Consider the following 17,024-nt stretch of genomic DNA (forward strand, 5'->3'; position numbering starts at 1 on the left):
TTTCGCAAATTCGCAAGGTTCATATCAGACCGCTACCAGCACGATGGCGCCGATCACCAGCACGGCACCAGCAGCCATGGAAGCCGCGTACCAACGCAGTTGACCGGTCTCGGTGCGGCTCAGGGCAGTGTGACCACCCTTGGCCATACGCGGGATCAGACCGATGGTCTGGTCGAGCGGGTCTTTGCGCAGTACATGGCTGATCGCAAGGTACGGCTTGACGAACAGTTTGTCGTAGATCCAGTCGAAGCCCCAGGCAGCGAACCACCAGGCCGAAAGGAAACGGCCGATGCCGCTGTTGGCGATTGCCGTGACGAAGCGACGCTTGCCGAGGAACAGCAGGGCCGCCAGCAGGATACCGGCCAGGGCGATAGCGCCCGAGGCGATTTCCAGACTGTGCTTGGCTTCGCCGCCGGCATGACCAACGCTTTGCGGCAGAACGCCGTGCAGCGGCGGTACGATCATCGCGCCGACGAAGGTCGACAGCACGATGAGCACCGACAGTGGCAGCCAATGTGCAATGCCGTGACCGGCGTGGGCTTCGGTCTTGGCTTCACCGTGGAACGCGATGAAAATCAGGCGGAAGGTGTACAGCGACGTCATGAACGCACCAACCAGACCTGCATACAGCAGACCCTGGTTGCCGCTGGCAAACGCTTCCCAGAGGATTTCGTCCTTGGAGTAGAAGCCGGCGGTGACCAGTGGCAGAGCGGCCAGCGCAGCACCACCGACGATGAAGCTGGCGTAAGCCAGTGGCAGCTTCTTCCACAGACCGCCCATCTTGAAGATGTTCTGTTCGTGGTGGCAGGCCACGATCACCGCACCGGACGCCAGGAACAGCAGTGCCTTGAAGAAGGCGTGGGTCATCAGGTGGAAGATCGCGCCTTCCCAGGCGCCAACGCCCAGCGCCAGGAACATGTAGCCGATCTGGCTCATGGTCGAGTAGGCGAGGATGCGTTTGATGTCGGTCTGCACCAGCGCGGCAAAACCGGCCAGTACCAGCGTTACGCCACCGACGATGCCGACCAGGTGCAGGATGTCCGGCGCCAGGGTGAACAGACCGTGGGTACGGGCGATCAGGTAGACACCCGCGGTCACCATGGTTGCAGCGTGGATCAGTGCCGAAACCGGGGTAGGGCCGGCCATCGCATCCGCGAGCCAGGTTTGCAGCGGCAGTTGTGCCGATTTGCCGACAGCACCGCCGAGCAGCATCAGGGTCGCCAGCGTGATCCAGAAGTCGCCGACCTGGAATTTCTGCGGTGCCAGCACCAGCAGTTCCTGAATGTTCAGCGTGCCCACTTGCTGGAACAGGATGAACAGGCCGATGGCCATGAACACGTCACCGATCCGGGTCACGATGAAGGCCTTGAGTGCGGCGTTACCGTTGTTGCGGTTGCTGTAGTAGAAACCGATCAACAGGTACGAGCACAAGCCCACGCCTTCCCAGCCGAAGTACAGGAACAACAGGTTATCGCCGAGTACCAGGAACAGCATGCTGGCGATAAACAGGTTGGTGTACGAGAAGAAGCGCGAGTAACCCGCTTCGCCGCGCATGTACCAGGACGCGAACAGGTGGATCAGGAAACCGACGCCAACCACCACGCCGAGCATGGTGATCGACAGGCCATCGACGTAGAGGGCGAAGTCAGGCTTGAAGCCTTCCACCGCCATCCACTGCCAAAGCACCAGGGTGTAGTGACCGCCTTCGGGAGGCGCGACGTTGAATTGCCAGATGACGTAAGCGGTGACAATCGCCGACAAGCCAATGGAACCCACGCCGACCAGCGCCGAGAGGTTTTCCGACCAGCGTCCACGGGAGAACGACAGCAGCAGGAAACCGATTAGAGGAAATACGAAAGTCAGAAAGATCAGGTTCATCCGCGCATCTCACTGGCAGCGTCGATATCGAGCGTGTGGAAGCGGCGATACAGTTGCAGCAGGATCGCCAGGCCAATACTGGCCTCGGCGGCTGCCAGGCTGATCACCAGGATGAACATGATCTGTCCATCCGGCTGCGCCCAACGGGCGCCCGCAACGATGAAGGCCAGGGCAGAGGCGTTCATCATCACTTCCAGACTCATCAACACGAACAAAATGTTGCGGCGGACCATCAGGCCGACCAGACCAAGGCAGAACAGGATGCCGGCAACGGCCAGTCCATGCTCGAGAGGGATAGCAGGCATGTGTTACTCCTTCGCCTCGTTACGGCCCAAATGGAACGCCGTGACGGCTGCGGCGAGCAGCAGCATCGAGGCGAGTTCGACCACCAGCAGGTACGGACCGAACAGGCTGATGCCCACGGCTTTCGCGTCTACGGTGGTGTGGCCGATGGCCTGGCCGCTCTGGTGAGCGAACAGCACATACAGCAGTTCGGCCAGCAGCAGCGCGGCAAGAATCACCGGTCCTGCCCAGATGCCGGGCTTGAGCCAGGTGCGTTCCTGCTGCACCGAGGCGGGCCCCAGGTTGAGCATCATCACCACGAACACGAACAACACCATGATGGCGCCGGCGTAGGCGATCACTTCCAGCACACCAGCGAACGGTGCGCCGAGGGCGAAGAAGGTCATGGCCACGGCGATCAACGAGATGATCAGGTAGAGCAGGGCATGCACAGGGTTGGTGTTGGTGACCACGCGTAACGTGGACACAACAGCGATACCCGATGCGAAATAGAAAGCGAATTCCATCGTTCTTCCTTAAGGCAGCAAGCTCTTCACGTTGATCGGTTCGGCTTCGTTCTGCGCAGCGCCTTTCGGCTTGCCAGCGATTGCCATACCTGCAACACGATAGAAGTTGTAATCAGGGTTTTTGCCGGGGCCGGAGATCAACAGATCTTCTTTCTCGTACACCAGGTCCTGACGTTTGAACTCGGCCATCTCGAAATCCGGGGTCAACTGGATCGCGGTGGTCGGACAGGCTTCCTCGCAGAGACCGCAGAAAATGCAGCGCGAGAAGTTGATCCGGAAGAAGTCCGGGTACCAGCGACCGTCTTCGGTTTCAGCTTTCTGCAGCGATATGCAACCCACCGGGCACGCCACGGCGCACAGGTTGCAGGCTACGCAGCGTTCTTCGCCATCGGGATCGCGGGTCAGGACGATGCGGCCACGGTAGCGCGGCGGCAGGTAGACCTGCTCCTCGGGATATTGCAGGGTGTCGCGCTTGCGAAAGCCATGACCGAAGATCATGACCATGCTGCGCAACTGGGTACCGGTACCCTTAATGATGTCGCCAATATATTTGAACATGGGTCAAATCCTCACTGAACCGCAACCGCAGGCGTGTTCAACAACACAACCGCAGCGGTTACCAGCAAATTGATCAGGGTCAGTGGCAGGCAGAATTTCCAGCTGAAATCCATCACCTGGTCATAACGCGGGCGCGGGATAGAGGCGCGCAGCAGGATGAACAGCATGATGAAGAACGCGGTCTTCAATGCGAACCAGACGAAGGACAGTTGCGGCAGGATGCCGAACGGACCGTGCCAGCCACCGAAGAACAGGGTGACCAGCAGCGCCGAGATCAGGATGATGCCGATGTATTCACCGACGAAGAACATGCCCCATTTCATACCGGCGTATTCAATGTGGTAACCGTCGGCCAGTTCCTGTTCCGCTTCCGGCTGGTCGAACGGGTGACGGTGAGTCACGGCCACGCCAGCAATGAAGAAGGTACAGAAGCCGAAGAACTGCGGAATGATGAACCACAGGTTCTGCGCCTGGTACTCGACGATGTCGCGCATGTTGAACGAGCCGACCTGCACCACGATGCCCATCAGGGCCAGGCCCATGAACACTTCGTAGGACACGGTCTGCGCCGAGGCACGCAAGCTGCCGAGCAGGGCGAACTTGTTGTTACTCGACCATCCGGCGAACAGCACCGCATAGACCGATAGACCGGCCATCGCGAAGAAGAACAGCAGGCCGATGTTCAGATCCGCCACGCCCCAGGTCGGGGTGATCGGGATGATCGCAAAGGCGATCAGCAGGGCAGACATGGCCACCACCGGCGCCAGGGTGAAGATCACCTTGTCGGCAAACGGCGGGGTCCAGTCTTCCTTGAAGAACATCTTCAGCATGTCGGCAGCGATCTGGAACATGCCGAACGGGCCAACGCGGTTCGGACCGTAACGGTCCTGCCACCAGCCCAGCAGGCGACGTTCGACAAAGCTGAGCAAGGCGCCTGCGACCACCACGGCCAGCAGAATCACGATGGCTTTGATGACCGTCAGGATCACATCGATCACTTCAGGGGTGAACCAGGTCATTGCGCTGCCTCCTGCAGACCGTCGACGGACACGCCGGCGAATGCCGGTGGAATGCCGGCGATGCCCGCAGGCAATGCCACCAGACCGGCGCCCAGTTCTTCATTGATGCGCAGCGGCAGACGCAAGGTCTGGCCGGCCACGTTCAGGCTCAACAGGGCACCGTCGTTGACGCCGAGGCGATCCGCTTCGGATTTCGCCAGAGCCACGTAAGGCGCCGGAATGCGCTCTTGCACCGGTGCGGCTTTCGAAGAGTTTTCTTCGCTGCCGAACAAGTGGAAGAACGGCACGGCTTGCCAGGTACCCGGCGCCGGGTTGAACGCGCGCGGCGCAGCAGCGAACCAGTTCAGCGAATCGCCAGTGCTTTCGATCAGGCGGGTGCCCGGATCGCCAGCGCGCAGATGACCACCGACTTCGTCCTGGAACTTGTTCCACGCTTGTGGCGAGTTCCAGCCCGGCGACCATGCAAAAGGAACCTGCTGACGCGGTTCGGCGGAGCCCGAGTAACCTTCCATGGAGAAGGCGAACGCGGTGTCCTTGTCTTGCGGGGTGCGCGGTTCGTGGACGCTGATGTCGGCGCGCATCGCGGTGCGACCGGAGTAACGCAGCGGCTCACGCGCCAGTTTCAGACCCTTGATGCGGAACGCAGCCGACGGTGCAGCGTCGACGATACGTGCCAGTTGCGCGGTGCTCGAAGCAACGGCAGCGGTAACGTGGTCGAGTTGCGTCCAGTCGATCGGCTGGTTGAGCAGGGTGGCGCGCAAGGCGTGCAGCCAGCGCCAGCCTTCGTGAACCAGAATGCTCGCGTCCATGTACTGCGGATCGAAAACCTGGAAAAAGCGCTGGGCGCGGCCTTCCTGGCTGACCAGCGTACCGTCGCCCTCGGCGAAGCTCGCCGCTGGCAGCACCAGTTGTGCGCGGTCGGTGGTAGCGGTTTTCTGATGGTCGGCGACGATCACCACTTTCGCGGCGTCCAGTGCGGCATCGACCTTGGCTTTGGCGGTGCGGGTGTACAGATCGTTTTCCAGCACGACGATGGCGTCGGCCTTGCCATCGATAACCGCTTGCAGCGCGTCGTCGACCGATTCACCACCGAGCATGGCCAGACCGAGGCTGTTGGCCTCCGGCACGATCAGGCTGATCGAACCGTTCTTCTCGCGCAGCTTCAACGCTTTGGCAATGTTGGCGGCGGCTTCGATCAGCGCTTTGGAGCCCAGCGAAGTACCGGCAATGATCAGCGGGCGTTTGGCGGCAAGCAGGGCGTCGGCGATGCGCTGCGCCAGTTCCAGCGCTTCGGCGTCCAGACCGTCAACGGCCGGGGCGCTGGCATCCAGCGCGTGAGCAACAGCGAAACCGATGCGTGCCAGATCATCGGGAGCGGCGTGTACGCATTCTTCGGCGACGTCGTCGAGCTTGGTTTCCGCCAGGCTGGCAATGAACAGCGGGTTCAGCGCGTGCTGACCGATGTTCTTCACCGCAGCGTCGAGCCAAGGCTGGACGCGCATGGCTTCGGCCATGTCTTCAGCCTTGCCCTTGACCGACTGACGCAGGGCCAGTGCCATACGGGCAGCGGTCTGGGTCAGGTCTTCGCCGAGGACGAAAATCGCGTCGTGGTCTTCGATGTCGCGCATGTTCGGCACAGGCAACGGGCTGTCGTTCAGCACCTGCAGGACCAGACGGATGCGCTCCAGCTCGGAGGCTTCGATGCCGGAGTAGAAGTGCTCGGCGCCGACCAGTTCGCGCAACGCGTAATTGCTTTCGAGGCTGGCACGCGGCGAACCGATACCGACGATGTTGCGCCCGCGCAGCAGGTCGGCGGCTTTATCCAGCGCAGCGTCGAGGCTCAGCTTGGTGCCGTCGGCCAGCAGCGGCTGACGTGGACGGTCGGTGCGGTTGACGTAGCCATAACCGAAACGGCCACGGTCGCAGAGGAAGTACTGGTTCACCGAACCGTTGAAGCGGTTTTCGATACGACGCAGTTCACCGTAACGCTCGCCCGGGGAAATGTTGCAACCGCTCGAGCAGCCATGGCAGATGCTCGGGGCAAACTGCATGTCCCATTTGCGGTTGTAGCGCTCGGAGTGAGTCTTGTCGGTGAACACACCGGTCGGGCAGACCTCGGTGAGGTTGCCGGAGAACTCGCTTTCGAGAGTGCCGTCTTCAACGCGACCGAAGTACACGTTGTCGTGGGCGCCGAATACACCAAGGTCGGTGCCGCCAGCGTAATCCTTGTAAAAACGCACACAGCGGTAGCAAGCGATGCAGCGGTTCATCTCGTGGGAAATGAACGGGCCCAGTTGCTGGTTCTGGTGGGTGCGCTTGGTAAAGCGGTAACGGCGCTCGTTGTGGCCGGTCATTACCGTCATGTCTTGCAGGTGGCAGTGACCGCCTTCTTCGCACACCGGGCAGTCGTGCGGGTGGTTGGTCATCAGCCATTCGACAACGCTGGCGCGGAATGCCTTGGATTCTTCATCGTCGATGGAGATCCAGGTGTTGTCGGTGGCAGGCGTCATGCAGGACATGACGATGCGACCACGGGTGTCGTTCTCGTCGGTGTACTGCTTGACCGCGCACTGGCGGCAGGCCCCGACGCTACCAAGCGCGGGGTGCCAGCAGAAATATGGAATGTCGAGGCCCAGCGACAGACATGCCTGTAACAGGTTGTCTGCCCCGTCGACTTCGAGCGCTTTGCCGTCTACGTGGATAGTGGCCATGGTTCAAAGGTCTTCGTTGGCCCGGTGTCAGCGGGCGTGGCTAATGGAATCTTGTTATGCGTCCGAATCCAAACAGCCCCGAAGGGCGTCATCGGACGAAAGGCGAAGGGCACGGACCCTTCGCCTTCTTAAGCGTTTACGCGCCGACTACGATCGGCCTTGCCAGAGGCGGGACGGCGGCGCTGACAGGCGCGATACCGGCTTCGAACTCTGGACGGAAGTATTTGATGGCACTGCCCAACGGCTCCACGGCACCCGGTGCGTGAGCACAGAAGGTTTTGCCCGGGCCGAGGAAACCGACCAGACCCAGCAGGGTCTCGATGTCGCCTGGCTGGCCCTTGCCTTGCTCGATGGCCATCAAGAGCTTGACGCTCCATGGCAAACCGTCGCGGCACGGGGTGCAGAAACCGCAGGATTCGCGGGCGAAGAACTGCTCCATGTTGCGCAGCAGCGAGACCATGTTGACGCTGTCATCCACCGCCATCGCCAGACCGGTACCCATACGGGTGCCGACCTTGGCGATGCCGCCGGCGTACATTTGTGCGTCGAGGTGTTCCGGCAACAGGAAACCGGTACCGGCGCCACCTGGCTGCCAGGCCTTGAGCTTGAAGCCGTCGCGCATGCCGCCGGCGTAATCTTCGAACAGTTCGCGACCGGTGACGCCGAATGGCAGTTCCCACAGGCCCGGGTTCTTGACCTTGCCGGAGAAGCCCATGAGCTTGGTGCCCATGTCTTCGGAGCCTTCGCGGGCCAACGATTTGTACCAGTCAACGCCGTCGGCAATGATCGCCGGCACGTTGCACAGGGTTTCGACGTTGTTCACGCAGGTCGGCTTGCCCCACACGCCGACGGCGGCAGGGAAGGGCGGCTTGGAGCGCGGGTTGGCGCGGCGGCCTTCGAGGGAGTTGATCAGTGCAGTTTCTTCACCGCAGATGTAACGCCCGGCGCCGGTGTGCACGAACAGCTCGAAATCAAAACCGCTGCCCAGAATGTTCTTGCCCAGCAGGCCAGCAGCCTTGGCTTCTTCCACGGCACGGTTGAGGTGCTTGGCGGCGGTGGTGTATTCGCCACGCAGGAAGATGTAGCCACGGTAGGTTTTCAGCGCGCGGGCACTGATCAGCATGCCTTCGATCAGCAGATGGGGCAGTTGCTCCATCAGCATGCGGTCTTTCCAGGTGTTCGGCTCCATTTCATCCGCGTTGCACAGCAAGTAGCGGATGTTGATGGATTCGTCCTTGGGCATCAGGCCCCACTTCACGCCGGTCGGGAAGCCGGCGCCGCCGCGACCCTTGAGGCCAGCGTCCTTCACGGTCTGGACGATGGCGTCCTGATCCATGTCGGCGAAGGCCTTGCGCGCAGCGGCGTAACCGTTCTTGGCCTGGTATTCGTCGAGCCATACGGCTTCGCCGTCATCGCGCAGACGCCAGGTCAGCGGGTGAGTCTCGGCCGAACGCTGGATGCGGTTGGCAGGACCGAAAGATGTCAGGGTCATACGTAGCCCTCGAGCAGTTTGGCCACGCCAGCAGGCTGGACGTCGCCAAAGGTGTCATCGTCGATCATCAGCGCCGGAGCCTTGTCGCAGTTGCCGAGGCAGCAGACCGGCAGCAGGGTGAAACGACCGTCGGCGGTGGTCTGGCCCAGGCCGATGCCCAGATTGTTCTGGATTTCGCTGACCACCGACTCGTGGCCGCCGATGTAGCAGACCATGCTGTCGCAGACGCGAATGATGTGGCGGCCGACCGGTTGACGGAAGATCTGGCTGTAGAACGTCGCCACGCCTTCAACGTCGCTGGCCGGGATGCCGAGGATCTCGCCGATCGCGTACAGGGCGCCATCCGGCACCCAGCCGCGTTCCTTCTGAACGATCTTCAGGGCTTCGATCGACGCCGCGCGCGGGTCTTCGTAGTGATGCAGCTCGTGCTCGATGGCCGAGCGCTCGGTTTCACTCAAGGTGAAACGGTCTGTCTGGATAAGCGTGCTGTTCATGCTTAGCGGTCCACGTCGGCCATAACGAAGTCGATACTACCCAGGTACGCAATCAAGTCCGCGACCATGCTGCCTTTGATCACCGAAGGGATCTGTTGCAGATGCGGGAAGCTTGGGGTGCGGATCCGGGTACGGTAGCTCATGGTGCCGCCGTCGCTCGTCAGGTAATAACTGTTGATGCCCTTGGTCGCTTCGATCATCTGGAAGGATTCGTTGGCCGGCATGACCGGGCCCCACGAAACTTGCAGGAAGTGCGTGATCAGGGTTTCGATGTGCTGCAGCGTGCGCTCTTTCGGCGGCGGCGTGGTCAGCGGGTGATCCGCCTTGTACGGGCCTTCGGGCATGTTGCGCATGCACTGGTCGATGATCTTGATGCTCTGGCGCATCTCTTCGACGCGAACCATGCAGCGGTCGTAGGCATCGCCGTTGACGGCCAGCGGCACTTCGAATTCGAAGTTCTCGTAGCCCGAGTACGGACGCGCTTTACGCAGGTCGAAATCGCAACCGGTCGAACGCAGGCCGGCACCGGTGACGCCCCATTCCAGGGCTTCTTTGGTGTTGTAGGCGGCGACGCCGACGGTACGGCCCTTGAGAATGCTGTTCTGCAGGGCGGCCTTGGTGTATTCGTCCAGACGCTTGGGCATCCACTCGACGAAGTCCTTGACCAGTTTTTCCCAGCCGCGCGGCAGGTCGTGGGCGACGCCACCAATGCGGTACCAGGCCGGGTGCAGGCGGAAACCGGTGATGGCTTCGATCACCGTGTACGCCTTCTGGCGGTCGGTGAACGTGAAGAACACCGGGGTCATGGCGCCGACGTCCTGGATGTACGTACCCAGGAACAGCAAGTGGCTGGTGATACGGAAGAACTCGGCCATCATGATGCGGATGACGTCGACCTTTTCGGGCACCTTGATCCCGGCGAGCTTCTCGACCGAGAGCACGTACGGCAGGTTGTTCATGACCCCGCCGAGGTAGTCGATGCGGTCGGTGTACGGAATGTAGCTGTGCCAGGATTGACGCTCGCCCATCTTCTCGGCGCCACGGTGGTGGTAACCGATGTCCGGAACGCAGTCGACGATCTCTTCGCCGTCCAGCTGCAAAATGATGCGGAATGCACCGTGCGCCGAAGGGTGGTTCGGGCCGAGGTTGAGGAACATGTAGTCCTCGTTGGCCCCGGAACGCTTCATGCCCCAGTCTTCAGGACGGAAACGCGCCGCTTCCTCTTCAAGCTGCTGCTTGGCGAGGTTGAGGCTGTACGGGTCGAACTCGGTGGCGCGCGCCGGGAAGTCCTTGCGCAGCGGGTGACCTTCCCAGGTCGGCGGCATCATGATGCGCGACAGGTGCGGGTGGCCTTTGAAGTCGATGCCGAACATGTCCCAGACTTCACGCTCGTACCAGTTGGCGTTCGGCCAGATGCTGGTGACGGACGGCATGCTGAGGTCGCCTTCGGACAAGGCCACCTTGATCATCACGTCACTATTACGCTCCAGCGACATGAGGTGATAGAACACGGTGAAGTCCGTGTCGCTCGGCAGCCCTTGACGCTTGGTGCGCAGGCGCTCGTCCACGCCGTGCAGGTCATAGAGCATGACGTACGGCTTGGGCAGGTTGCGCAGGAAAGTCAGGACTTCAACCAGTTTGGCGCGGGCCACCCACAGCACCGGCATGCCGGTGCGGGTTGCCTGCGCGGTAAACGCTTCAGCGCCAAAACGGTTGTTCAGTTCGACGACCACATCCTGGTCGTCTGCCTTGTAAGGCGGGATGTACAGAGCACTGCCTGTAGTCATGGTTATTTTTTCGCTTTCGGTCAACGTAAAGAATGAAGCCAGCTTCTCGTTACTTGGAACAGAACTGGATCAGACTTCGTCAGGGCTGCGCAGGTTGGTGACTGCGATTCGCTGTTCGCGGCGCTGCTCCTTTTGCGAAGGCATGTCGGCGCGATACACGCCTTGATCACCAACGACCCAGGAAAGCGGACGACGCTCCTGTCCAATCGATTCCTGCAACAGCATCAAGCCTTGCAGAAATGCTTCCGGACGGGGCGGGCAGCCAGGTACGTAGACGTCCACGGGCAGGAACTTGTCTACGCCTTGAACCACGGAGTAGATGTCGTACATGCCGCCGGAGTTGGCGCACGAACCCATGGAGATAACCCACTTCGGTTCGAGCATCTGCTCGTAGAGACGCTGAATGATCGGCGCCATCTTGATGAAGCAGGTACCGGCGATAACCATGAAGTCGGCCTGACGCGGCGAGGCCCGGATCACTTCGGCGCCAAAGCGCGCGATGTCGTGGGGCGCCGTGAAGGCGGTGGTCATTTCCACGTAGCAGCACGACAGGCCGAAGTTGTACGGCCACAGGGAGTTCTTACGTCCCCAGTTGACCGCGCCACTCAGCACGTCTTCCAGCTTGCCCATGAAAATGTTTTTGTGGACTTGATCTTCTAACGGATCGGAAACGGTTTCCCGCTGGCCAATCGGATACTGCTCGTTAGGAGCATCGGGGTCGATCCTGGTGAGATTGTATTGCATTGCCAAAGCCTCATTGTTTCAGCTTCGCCTGCCGCTTGCGACGAGCTTCCGGAGCCCAGTCAAGGGCGCCCACTCGGAACAGGTAGACAAGACCTGCCAACAGAATTGCTATGAAAACGAGAGCTTCGACGAATCCGGTCCAGCCGCTTTCGCGGACGGACACAGACCATGCAAAGAGAAAGAGGGCTTCGATATCGAAGATCACGAACAGCATCGCGACCAGATAGAATTTGGCTGAGAGCCGCAAGCGGGCGCCACCGGTAGGTAGCATGCCCGACTCGAACGGTTCGTTTTTGCTGCGACCCCAGGCTTTTGACCCAAGGAGGCTGGAGACGCCAAGCATGAAGGCACACAGGCCGACGACACCCAGAAGGAAAATGGCAAAGCCCCAGTTGTGGGCCATGAGTCCTGTCGCTTCGGGCATGCTGGTAATCCTTAACAGAGAGCAAAGGTCTCTGAGCTTGATAAAGAAATAGGCAGTGACGATATGTCGCAGCAATCAATCGGGCTGATTTTATGGCTAAACACCCGGCAAGTAAAATTCCAAAGGCGAAATTATTTACCGGATTAAGGACATAGCGCTTCCTCACAGCCCTGCGGCCCATGCGTTGCGGGCATTAGCCGGGTTTCCATCAATTATGTTTTGTTGGGAATGTAACGAACATAGTTACCGCTGAATGATAATTGATATCGTTTGGAGTGGTTTTGTAACTGTTTAACGAGTGAGTGGTTGGGAAGTTGTCTTACTTGCGCGTTACTGCAAGTAGCGAAGCCTACCGTTTTAGCGGAAATTTCCGACGCTTGTACCGCGTCAGATCAATGTTTTCGCACAGGCAATACAAAACCTGTAGGAGTGAGCCTGCTCGCGATAGCGGTGTTCCTGTAACGCATCGGGTGACGGACACACCGCTATCGCGAGCAGGCTCACTCCTACAAAGGATTTGTGGTGTCTTTGAGATTCACGCAGGCAAAAAAAACGCCCCGAACCAGTCGGGGCGTCAGTCTTGCGGCTTTGCGGTTAGCTTTCTGTACGGTCCGCAAAGGCCGTTTGCTCAGCGAAGCGTTATCAGTGGAACTGTTCTTCTTCGGTCGACCCGGTCAGCGCGGTCACCGAGGACGAGCCGCCCTGGATCACGGTGGTCATGTCGTCGAAGTAGCCGGTGCCCACTTCCTGCTGGTGCGCCACGAAGGTGTAACCCTTGGCGGCATCAGCGAATTCCTGCTCTTGCAGCTTCACGTAGGCAGTCATGTCGTTGCGGGCGTAGTCGTGCGCCAGGTTGAACATGCTGTGCCACATGTTGTGAATGCCGGCCAGGGTGATGAACTGGTGCTTGTAGCCCATGGCGGACAGTTCGCGCTGGAACTTGGCGATGGTCGCGTCGTCCAGGTTTTTCTTCCAGTTGAAGGAAGGCGAGCAGTTGTACGACAGCAGCTGGTCCGGGTATTCCTTCTTGATCGCTTCAGCGAAGCGACGGGCTTCCTCCAGGTCCGGCTTGGCAGTTTCGCACCAGATCAAATCGGCGTATGGCGCGTAAGCCAGACCACGGGCGATGGCTTGATCCAGGCCGGCACGCACCTTGTAGAAACCTTCCTGAGTACGCTCGCCAGTGACGAATGGCTGGTCGTACGGGTCGCAATCGGAGGTCAGCAGGTCAGCCGCGTTGGCGTCGGTGCGGGCCAGAATGATGGTCGGTGTGCCAGCAACGTCAGCTGCCAGACGCGCAGCGGTCAGCTTCTGTACGGCTTCCTGGGTGGGTACCAGTACCTTGCCGCCCATGTGTCCGCATTTCTTCACGGACGCCAGTTGGTCTTCGAAGTGAACGCCGGCGGCGCCTGCTTCGATCATGCTTTTCATCAGCTCGTAGGCGTTCAGCACGCCGCCGAAACCGGCTTCTGCGTCGGCCACGATTGGCGCGAAGTAGTCGATGTAGCCTTCATCGCCCGGGTTCTTGCCGGCTTTCCACTGGATCTGGTCGGCGCGACGGAACGAGTTGTTGATGCGCTTGACCACGGTTGGCACCGAGTCCACCGGGTACAGCGACTGGTCCGGGTACATCGATTCTGCGGAGTTGTTGTCCGCTGCCACTTGCCAGCCCGACAGGTAGATCGCCTGGATACCGGCCTTGACTTGCTGCACAGCCTGACCGCCGGTCAGGGCGCCCATGCAGTTGACGAAATCTTTCTCTGGACGGAAGGACGGCTTGGCACCCTGGGTCACCAGGTTCCACAGCTTCTCGGCGCCCATCTTCGCAAAGGTGTGCTCAGGCTGGACCGAGCCACGCAGACGAACCACGTCAGCAGCGGAGTAAGTGCGAGTCACGCCTTTCCAGCGCGGGTTCTCAGCCCAGTCTTTTTCGAGGGCTGCAATTTGCTGTTCGCGTGTCAGTGCCATGGAGATAAACCTCGTCGCGTCTTTTATGAAAAGTTGTTCTGCGGTGGAAAATTCCTGCGCTCGCTGACCAGAAGCTTCGGGGTCATGGCGGATTCGGCGGGGTAGGCGACGGGATGAACGATGGGCTCGAGGGGAAGTGAGCAGGTAGTGGCGTACTGCAGGCACATTTGGGCGTCGTGGGCCTTTATGCGATCAACAGCGTGAAGCCGGGTTACCTAAATACGCTTCCGTCCCTCGGGACAACTTCGTTCCAGTCGGCAACCTCGTCAAACACACCTTGTGGGCGGTACAGACACGAAACGGTTCGCGGGGTAGGTGCGAACGGCGCTTCGAAGGCCCTTGCCAGGGCCTCTGATTAGCGGGAGCGAGGCCATCATGCCTCTGCTTTTTTGCCTCGTCAAACGTTTTGTAGTGCTTTTTTTCAAGCACTACATCTTTCGTCTAATACGACTAATCAGTCAGTTTTCGGTGCTTTAGTCCAGCGTGTCGACTTTCACCCGCAGGGTCATGTCATCCCGGCCTTGAGTCGAGTAGCTGCGGGTCAGGCCCTGTTTGTCGGCCTGAGTCTGGCTGTTGACGCCCGCCAGGGTGATCCATTCACCGAGGCGCCCGGTGACGGTTGTGTCGGTGCTTTGCACGTTCACTACATCGGGACGTTCCTGGCTCATGCGGTCACGGTTGGTACTGATTGCCAGATGAACGGTGTCGCCGGTGACGCTGGCGGTGACGTAGAAACCCTGGGTGACGTTGCGGTATTGGGTTTCGCTGCTGTAACCGCCGTAGGAATCGCTCTGGGTGTTGGTGATCGGCACGCTTTGACCGACCTGAATCAATGCCGGAGCGCCTTCGCTGGCCTGAATCTGTTGCACGCCGCCGTTACGGCTGGTGGTGCTGCGGCTGATGATGCGGGTCTGATTCGGCTGGGCGCCGTTGACCGAGTAACCTTCATCGCCACGGCCGTTGTTTTCGTTGGTGTCGACGGTGATCAGCAAGCGCTTGGGCGCGGTATCGAGTTGCGCCAGCAGGTCCTTCAATTCCTGAATCTTGCCCGGCTCGGCCTTGACGATCAGTTGGTTGCCGTAGGCGCTGACCTGACCGTCCTGGCCGATAAAATCCTGCGCCACCGGCAGCATGTCGGCGCTGGTGTGGTACTTGAGGGGGACGATTTCTGTGGCTGCCAGCACCGAAAAACTGCAACCGAGCAGCAGGGTGGTGAGCAGGGTGCGTAGGGACATGTCCGTTATCTCCGCGTTCGAAAGGCTTGATATTGCCAGTTTGTCGGCCCAGGGTGGGGCAAGTTGAATCGTAGACAGCAAAACGCCCCGGCATCCGAGGATGGCGGGGCATTCCGGGGTGTGCTTGCGGTCCTTGTGGCGAGGGGATTTATCCCCGCTGGGCTGCGAAGCAGCCCCAAATCCAGAAAACTCGGCGAGTCAGTTGAATCGAGCGCGCTGGGTTGGCGACTGCTGCGCAGCCGAACGGGGATAAATCCCCTCGCCACGGGAATCTGTGGGTCTCAGGATCGCTTTCAATCAGGCCGAATGCCGAACCATATCGACATGCGGAATCCCGGCCTCGAGAAACTCCTCGCTGACCAGGCTGAAGCCCAGGCGCTCATAGAACGCCGTGGCCTGCACCTGCGCGCTGAGCATCTGTTGCTTCAGGCCGCGCGCTTCGGCTTCGGCGATCACCGCTTGCATCAGCGCGTCACCGACCTTCATCCCGCGCCAGTCTTTCAGCACCGAGACCCGGCCGATGTGCCCATCGGGCAGCAGGCGCGCGGTGCCAATCGGAAAGTCGCCTTCAAAGGCCAGAAAATGCACGGCGGTCGCGTCGTCCGCGTCCCACTCAAGCTCGGGCGGCACCGATTGCTCGGCGATGAACACCGTTTCACGAATGCGCCGGATCTCGGCGATATCCTTCTGCCAGTCTGCGACACGAACGCGAATTTTATTCATCGGCGAACCCCAGGCTGCCTTGCTTGACCAGTTCGCAGAGCAGGCCGCGACCGTCTTCGTCGTTCAGCCACTCGCCGAGGTTATCGGTGTGCAGGGCATCAGCGGCGCAGATCAGCTTCAGCAGTTCGCGCAGCTTGCCCGGCAAGTAACGGCTCTGGCCGCTGGCGAACAGCAGCAGGTCGTCGTCGACTTCGGACCAGGCCAAACGCGCGCTCGGGTTGCGAATCAGCACGGCGCCGTCCTGCAGGGCGGCGAGGAAGTCTTCTTCTTCGACGTCTTCCGGGCCGACCACCAGTTCCGGGTAGCGCGGCTCGGTCATGTACTGGCCGAACCAGGTCAGCAGCAGGCGCTCGTCGCTCATGTGTTCGGCGAGCAGGCTTTTCAGGCGATCCAGCGCGTCATGTTGGATCTGATGCGGGTCGGCCGCTGGCTGTGCGTCGGCATCGGTGTAGCGCTCTTCGTCGGTCAGGAACTGGCTGAGGAAGTCGGTGAAATGGGTCAGCACTTCAGCGGCGCTCGGGGCGCGGAAGCCCACTGAGTAGGTCATGCAGTTGTCGACCGCGACGCCGCAATGGGCCAGGCGCGGTGGCAGGTAGAGCATGTCACCTGGCTCCAGCACCCATTCTTCGGTCTGTTCGAATTCGGCGAGGATGCGCAGATCGGCGTGCTGCAACAGCGGGCTCTCGGAATCGCACATCTGGCCGATTTTCCAGTTGCGCTTGCCGTGGCCCTGAAGCAGGAACACATCGTAGTTGTCGAAGTGCGGACCGACGCTGCCACCTGGGGCGGCGAAGCTGATCATCACGTCGTCGACGCGCCAGCTCGGCAGAAAGCGGAAGTTTTCCAGCAGTTCGCTGACTTCCGGCACGAACTGGTCGACCGCTTGTACCAGCAGGGTCCACTCGCGCTCGGGCAGCTTGCTGAACTCGTCTTCGGCAAACGGGCCGCGACGCAGTTCCCATGGACGCTCGCCATGCTCGATGACCAGGCGCGATTCGACTTCTTCTTCCAGGGCCAGGCCGGCCAGTTCGTCGGCGTCAATCGGGCTTTCGAAGTCGGGAATCGCCTGACGGATCAGCAGCGGTTTTTTCTGCCAGTAGTCGCGCAAGAATTCGCGAGCTGTGAGGCCGCCCAGAAGTTGAAGAGGAATATCGGAATTCATATGTAACCTATTGAAAAAAA

General features: G+C 60.4%; 15 protein-coding genes. All 15 read right to left on the reverse strand.

Annotated features, from left to right (window positions below; all coding sequences use genetic code 11):
- Window positions 1–24: 24 nt before the first annotated feature.
- Complete coding sequence (gene nuoL / locus HU739_RS01400) at window positions 25–1,878, reverse strand: NADH-quinone oxidoreductase subunit L (RefSeq protein ID WP_186551804.1); 1,854 nt, start codon at window positions 1,876–1,878, stop codon at window positions 25–27.
- Window positions 1,875–2,183, reverse strand: coding sequence for an NADH-quinone oxidoreductase subunit NuoK (gene nuoK / locus HU739_RS01405; RefSeq protein ID WP_003180046.1), 309 nt, complete (start codon window positions 2,181–2,183; stop codon window positions 1,875–1,877). Before nuoK ends, nuoL begins: the two co-directional genes overlap by 4 nt.
- Before the next feature lie 3 nt (window positions 2,184–2,186).
- Window positions 2,187–2,687, reverse strand: coding sequence for an NADH-quinone oxidoreductase subunit J (gene nuoJ, locus HU739_RS01410; protein WP_007951462.1), 501 nt, complete (start codon window positions 2,685–2,687; stop codon window positions 2,187–2,189).
- 9 nt (window positions 2,688–2,696) lie between these two features.
- On the reverse strand, window positions 2,697–3,245 hold the full coding sequence (gene nuoI / locus HU739_RS01415) for an NADH-quinone oxidoreductase subunit NuoI (RefSeq protein WP_186534151.1): 549 nt from the start codon (window positions 3,243–3,245) through the stop codon (window positions 2,697–2,699).
- Between the two features lie 11 nt (window positions 3,246–3,256).
- A complete protein-coding gene (gene nuoH, locus HU739_RS01420; protein WP_039763316.1) occupies window positions 3,257–4,264 on the reverse strand; it encodes an NADH-quinone oxidoreductase subunit NuoH in 1,008 nt (335 codons plus the stop codon).
- Window positions 4,261–6,975: an NADH-quinone oxidoreductase subunit NuoG gene (gene nuoG / locus HU739_RS01425; RefSeq protein ID WP_186551805.1), complete on the reverse strand. Its 2,715-nt coding sequence runs from the start codon at window positions 6,973–6,975 to the stop codon at window positions 4,261–4,263. Before nuoG ends, nuoH begins: the two co-directional genes overlap by 4 nt.
- Window positions 6,976–7,111: 136 nt before the next feature.
- Window positions 7,112–8,467 carry an NADH-quinone oxidoreductase subunit NuoF gene (gene nuoF, locus HU739_RS01430; protein ID WP_064363636.1) on the reverse strand — a complete coding sequence of 452 codons (1,356 nt, stop codon included), beginning with the start codon at window positions 8,465–8,467 and terminating at the stop codon, window positions 7,112–7,114.
- A complete protein-coding gene (gene nuoE / locus HU739_RS01435; RefSeq protein ID WP_003223804.1) occupies window positions 8,464–8,961 on the reverse strand; it encodes an NADH-quinone oxidoreductase subunit NuoE in 498 nt (165 codons plus the stop codon). Before nuoE ends, nuoF begins: the two co-directional genes overlap by 4 nt.
- A gap of 2 nt (window positions 8,962–8,963) precedes the next feature.
- Window positions 8,964–10,748, reverse strand: a complete 1,785-nt coding sequence (gene nuoC / locus HU739_RS01440; protein WP_186551806.1) for an NADH-quinone oxidoreductase subunit C/D — start codon at window positions 10,746–10,748, stop codon at window positions 8,964–8,966.
- Between the two features lie 69 nt (window positions 10,749–10,817).
- Window positions 10,818–11,492: a NuoB/complex I 20 kDa subunit family protein gene (locus HU739_RS01445; RefSeq protein ID WP_007951456.1), complete on the reverse strand. Its 675-nt coding sequence runs from the start codon at window positions 11,490–11,492 to the stop codon at window positions 10,818–10,820.
- Between the two features lie 10 nt (window positions 11,493–11,502).
- Window positions 11,503–11,916: an NADH-quinone oxidoreductase subunit A gene (locus tag HU739_RS01450; protein WP_003223812.1), complete on the reverse strand. Its 414-nt coding sequence runs from the start codon at window positions 11,914–11,916 to the stop codon at window positions 11,503–11,505.
- Between the two features lie 642 nt (window positions 11,917–12,558).
- Window positions 12,559–13,884 carry an isocitrate lyase gene (aceA, locus tag HU739_RS01455; protein WP_003223815.1) on the reverse strand — a complete coding sequence of 442 codons (1,326 nt, stop codon included), beginning with the start codon at window positions 13,882–13,884 and terminating at the stop codon, window positions 12,559–12,561.
- Between the two features lie 473 nt (window positions 13,885–14,357).
- Complete coding sequence (locus tag HU739_RS01460) at window positions 14,358–15,119, reverse strand: secretin N-terminal domain-containing protein (RefSeq protein WP_186551807.1); 762 nt, start codon at window positions 15,117–15,119, stop codon at window positions 14,358–14,360.
- A 297-nt stretch (window positions 15,120–15,416) separates the two neighbouring features.
- Window positions 15,417–15,842 (reverse strand): GNAT family N-acetyltransferase, encoded by a 426-nt coding sequence (locus HU739_RS01465; protein WP_025108996.1) that lies wholly within the window; start codon window positions 15,840–15,842, stop codon window positions 15,417–15,419.
- Complete coding sequence (locus HU739_RS01470; protein WP_186551808.1) at window positions 15,835–17,004, reverse strand: ribosomal protein uL16 3-hydroxylase; 1,170 nt, start codon at window positions 17,002–17,004, stop codon at window positions 15,835–15,837. Before HU739_RS01470 ends, HU739_RS01465 begins: the two co-directional genes overlap by 8 nt.
- Window positions 17,005–17,024: the final 20 nt, after the last annotated feature.

It is taken from the genome of Pseudomonas hamedanensis, from assembly GCF_014268595.2.
GTDB lineage: Bacteria > Pseudomonadota > Gammaproteobacteria > Pseudomonadales > Pseudomonadaceae > Aquipseudomonas > Aquipseudomonas hamedanensis.

Bases quoted from the DNA above. Each gene is read 5' to 3' on its own strand.
- nuoF (WP_064363636.1), bottom strand. From the start codon at position 8,467: ATGACCCTGACATCTTTCGGTCCTGCCAACCGCATCCAGCGTTCGGCC.
- HU739_RS01460 (WP_186551807.1), bottom strand. From the start codon at position 15,119: ATGTCCCTACGCACCCTGCTCACCACCCTGCTGCTCGGTTGCAGTTTT.
- HU739_RS01470 (WP_186551808.1), bottom strand. From the start codon at position 17,004: ATGAATTCCGATATTCCTCTTCAACTTCTGGGCGGCCTCACAGCTCGC.
- HU739_RS01465 (WP_025108996.1), bottom strand. From the start codon at position 15,842: ATGAATAAAATTCGCGTTCGTGTCGCAGACTGGCAGAAGGATATCGCC.
- nuoC (WP_186551806.1), bottom strand. From the start codon at position 10,748: ATGACTACAGGCAGTGCTCTGTACATCCCGCCTTACAAGGCAGACGAC.
- nuoH (WP_039763316.1), bottom strand. From the start codon at position 4,264: ATGACCTGGTTCACCCCTGAAGTGATCGATGTGATCCTGACGGTCATC.
- nuoJ (WP_007951462.1), bottom strand. From the start codon at position 2,687: ATGGAATTCGCTTTCTATTTCGCATCGGGTATCGCTGTTGTGTCCACG.
- nuoI (WP_186534151.1), bottom strand. From the start codon at position 3,245: ATGTTCAAATATATTGGCGACATCATTAAGGGTACCGGTACCCAGTTG.
- nuoE (WP_003223804.1), bottom strand. From the start codon at position 8,961: ATGAACAGCACGCTTATCCAGACAGACCGTTTCACCTTGAGTGAAACC.
- HU739_RS01445 (WP_007951456.1), bottom strand. From the start codon at position 11,492: ATGCAATACAATCTCACCAGGATCGACCCCGATGCTCCTAACGAGCAG.
- aceA (WP_003223815.1), bottom strand. From the start codon at position 13,884: ATGGCACTGACACGCGAACAGCAAATTGCAGCCCTCGAAAAAGACTGG.
- nuoG (WP_186551805.1), bottom strand. From the start codon at position 6,975: ATGGCCACTATCCACGTAGACGGCAAAGCGCTCGAAGTCGACGGGGCA.
- nuoK (WP_003180046.1), bottom strand. From the start codon at position 2,183: ATGCCTGCTATCCCTCTCGAGCATGGACTGGCCGTTGCCGGCATCCTG.
- nuoL (WP_186551804.1), bottom strand. From the start codon at position 1,878: ATGAACCTGATCTTTCTGACTTTCGTATTTCCTCTAATCGGTTTCCTG.
- HU739_RS01450 (WP_003223812.1), bottom strand. From the start codon at position 11,916: ATGCCCGAAGCGACAGGACTCATGGCCCACAACTGGGGCTTTGCCATT.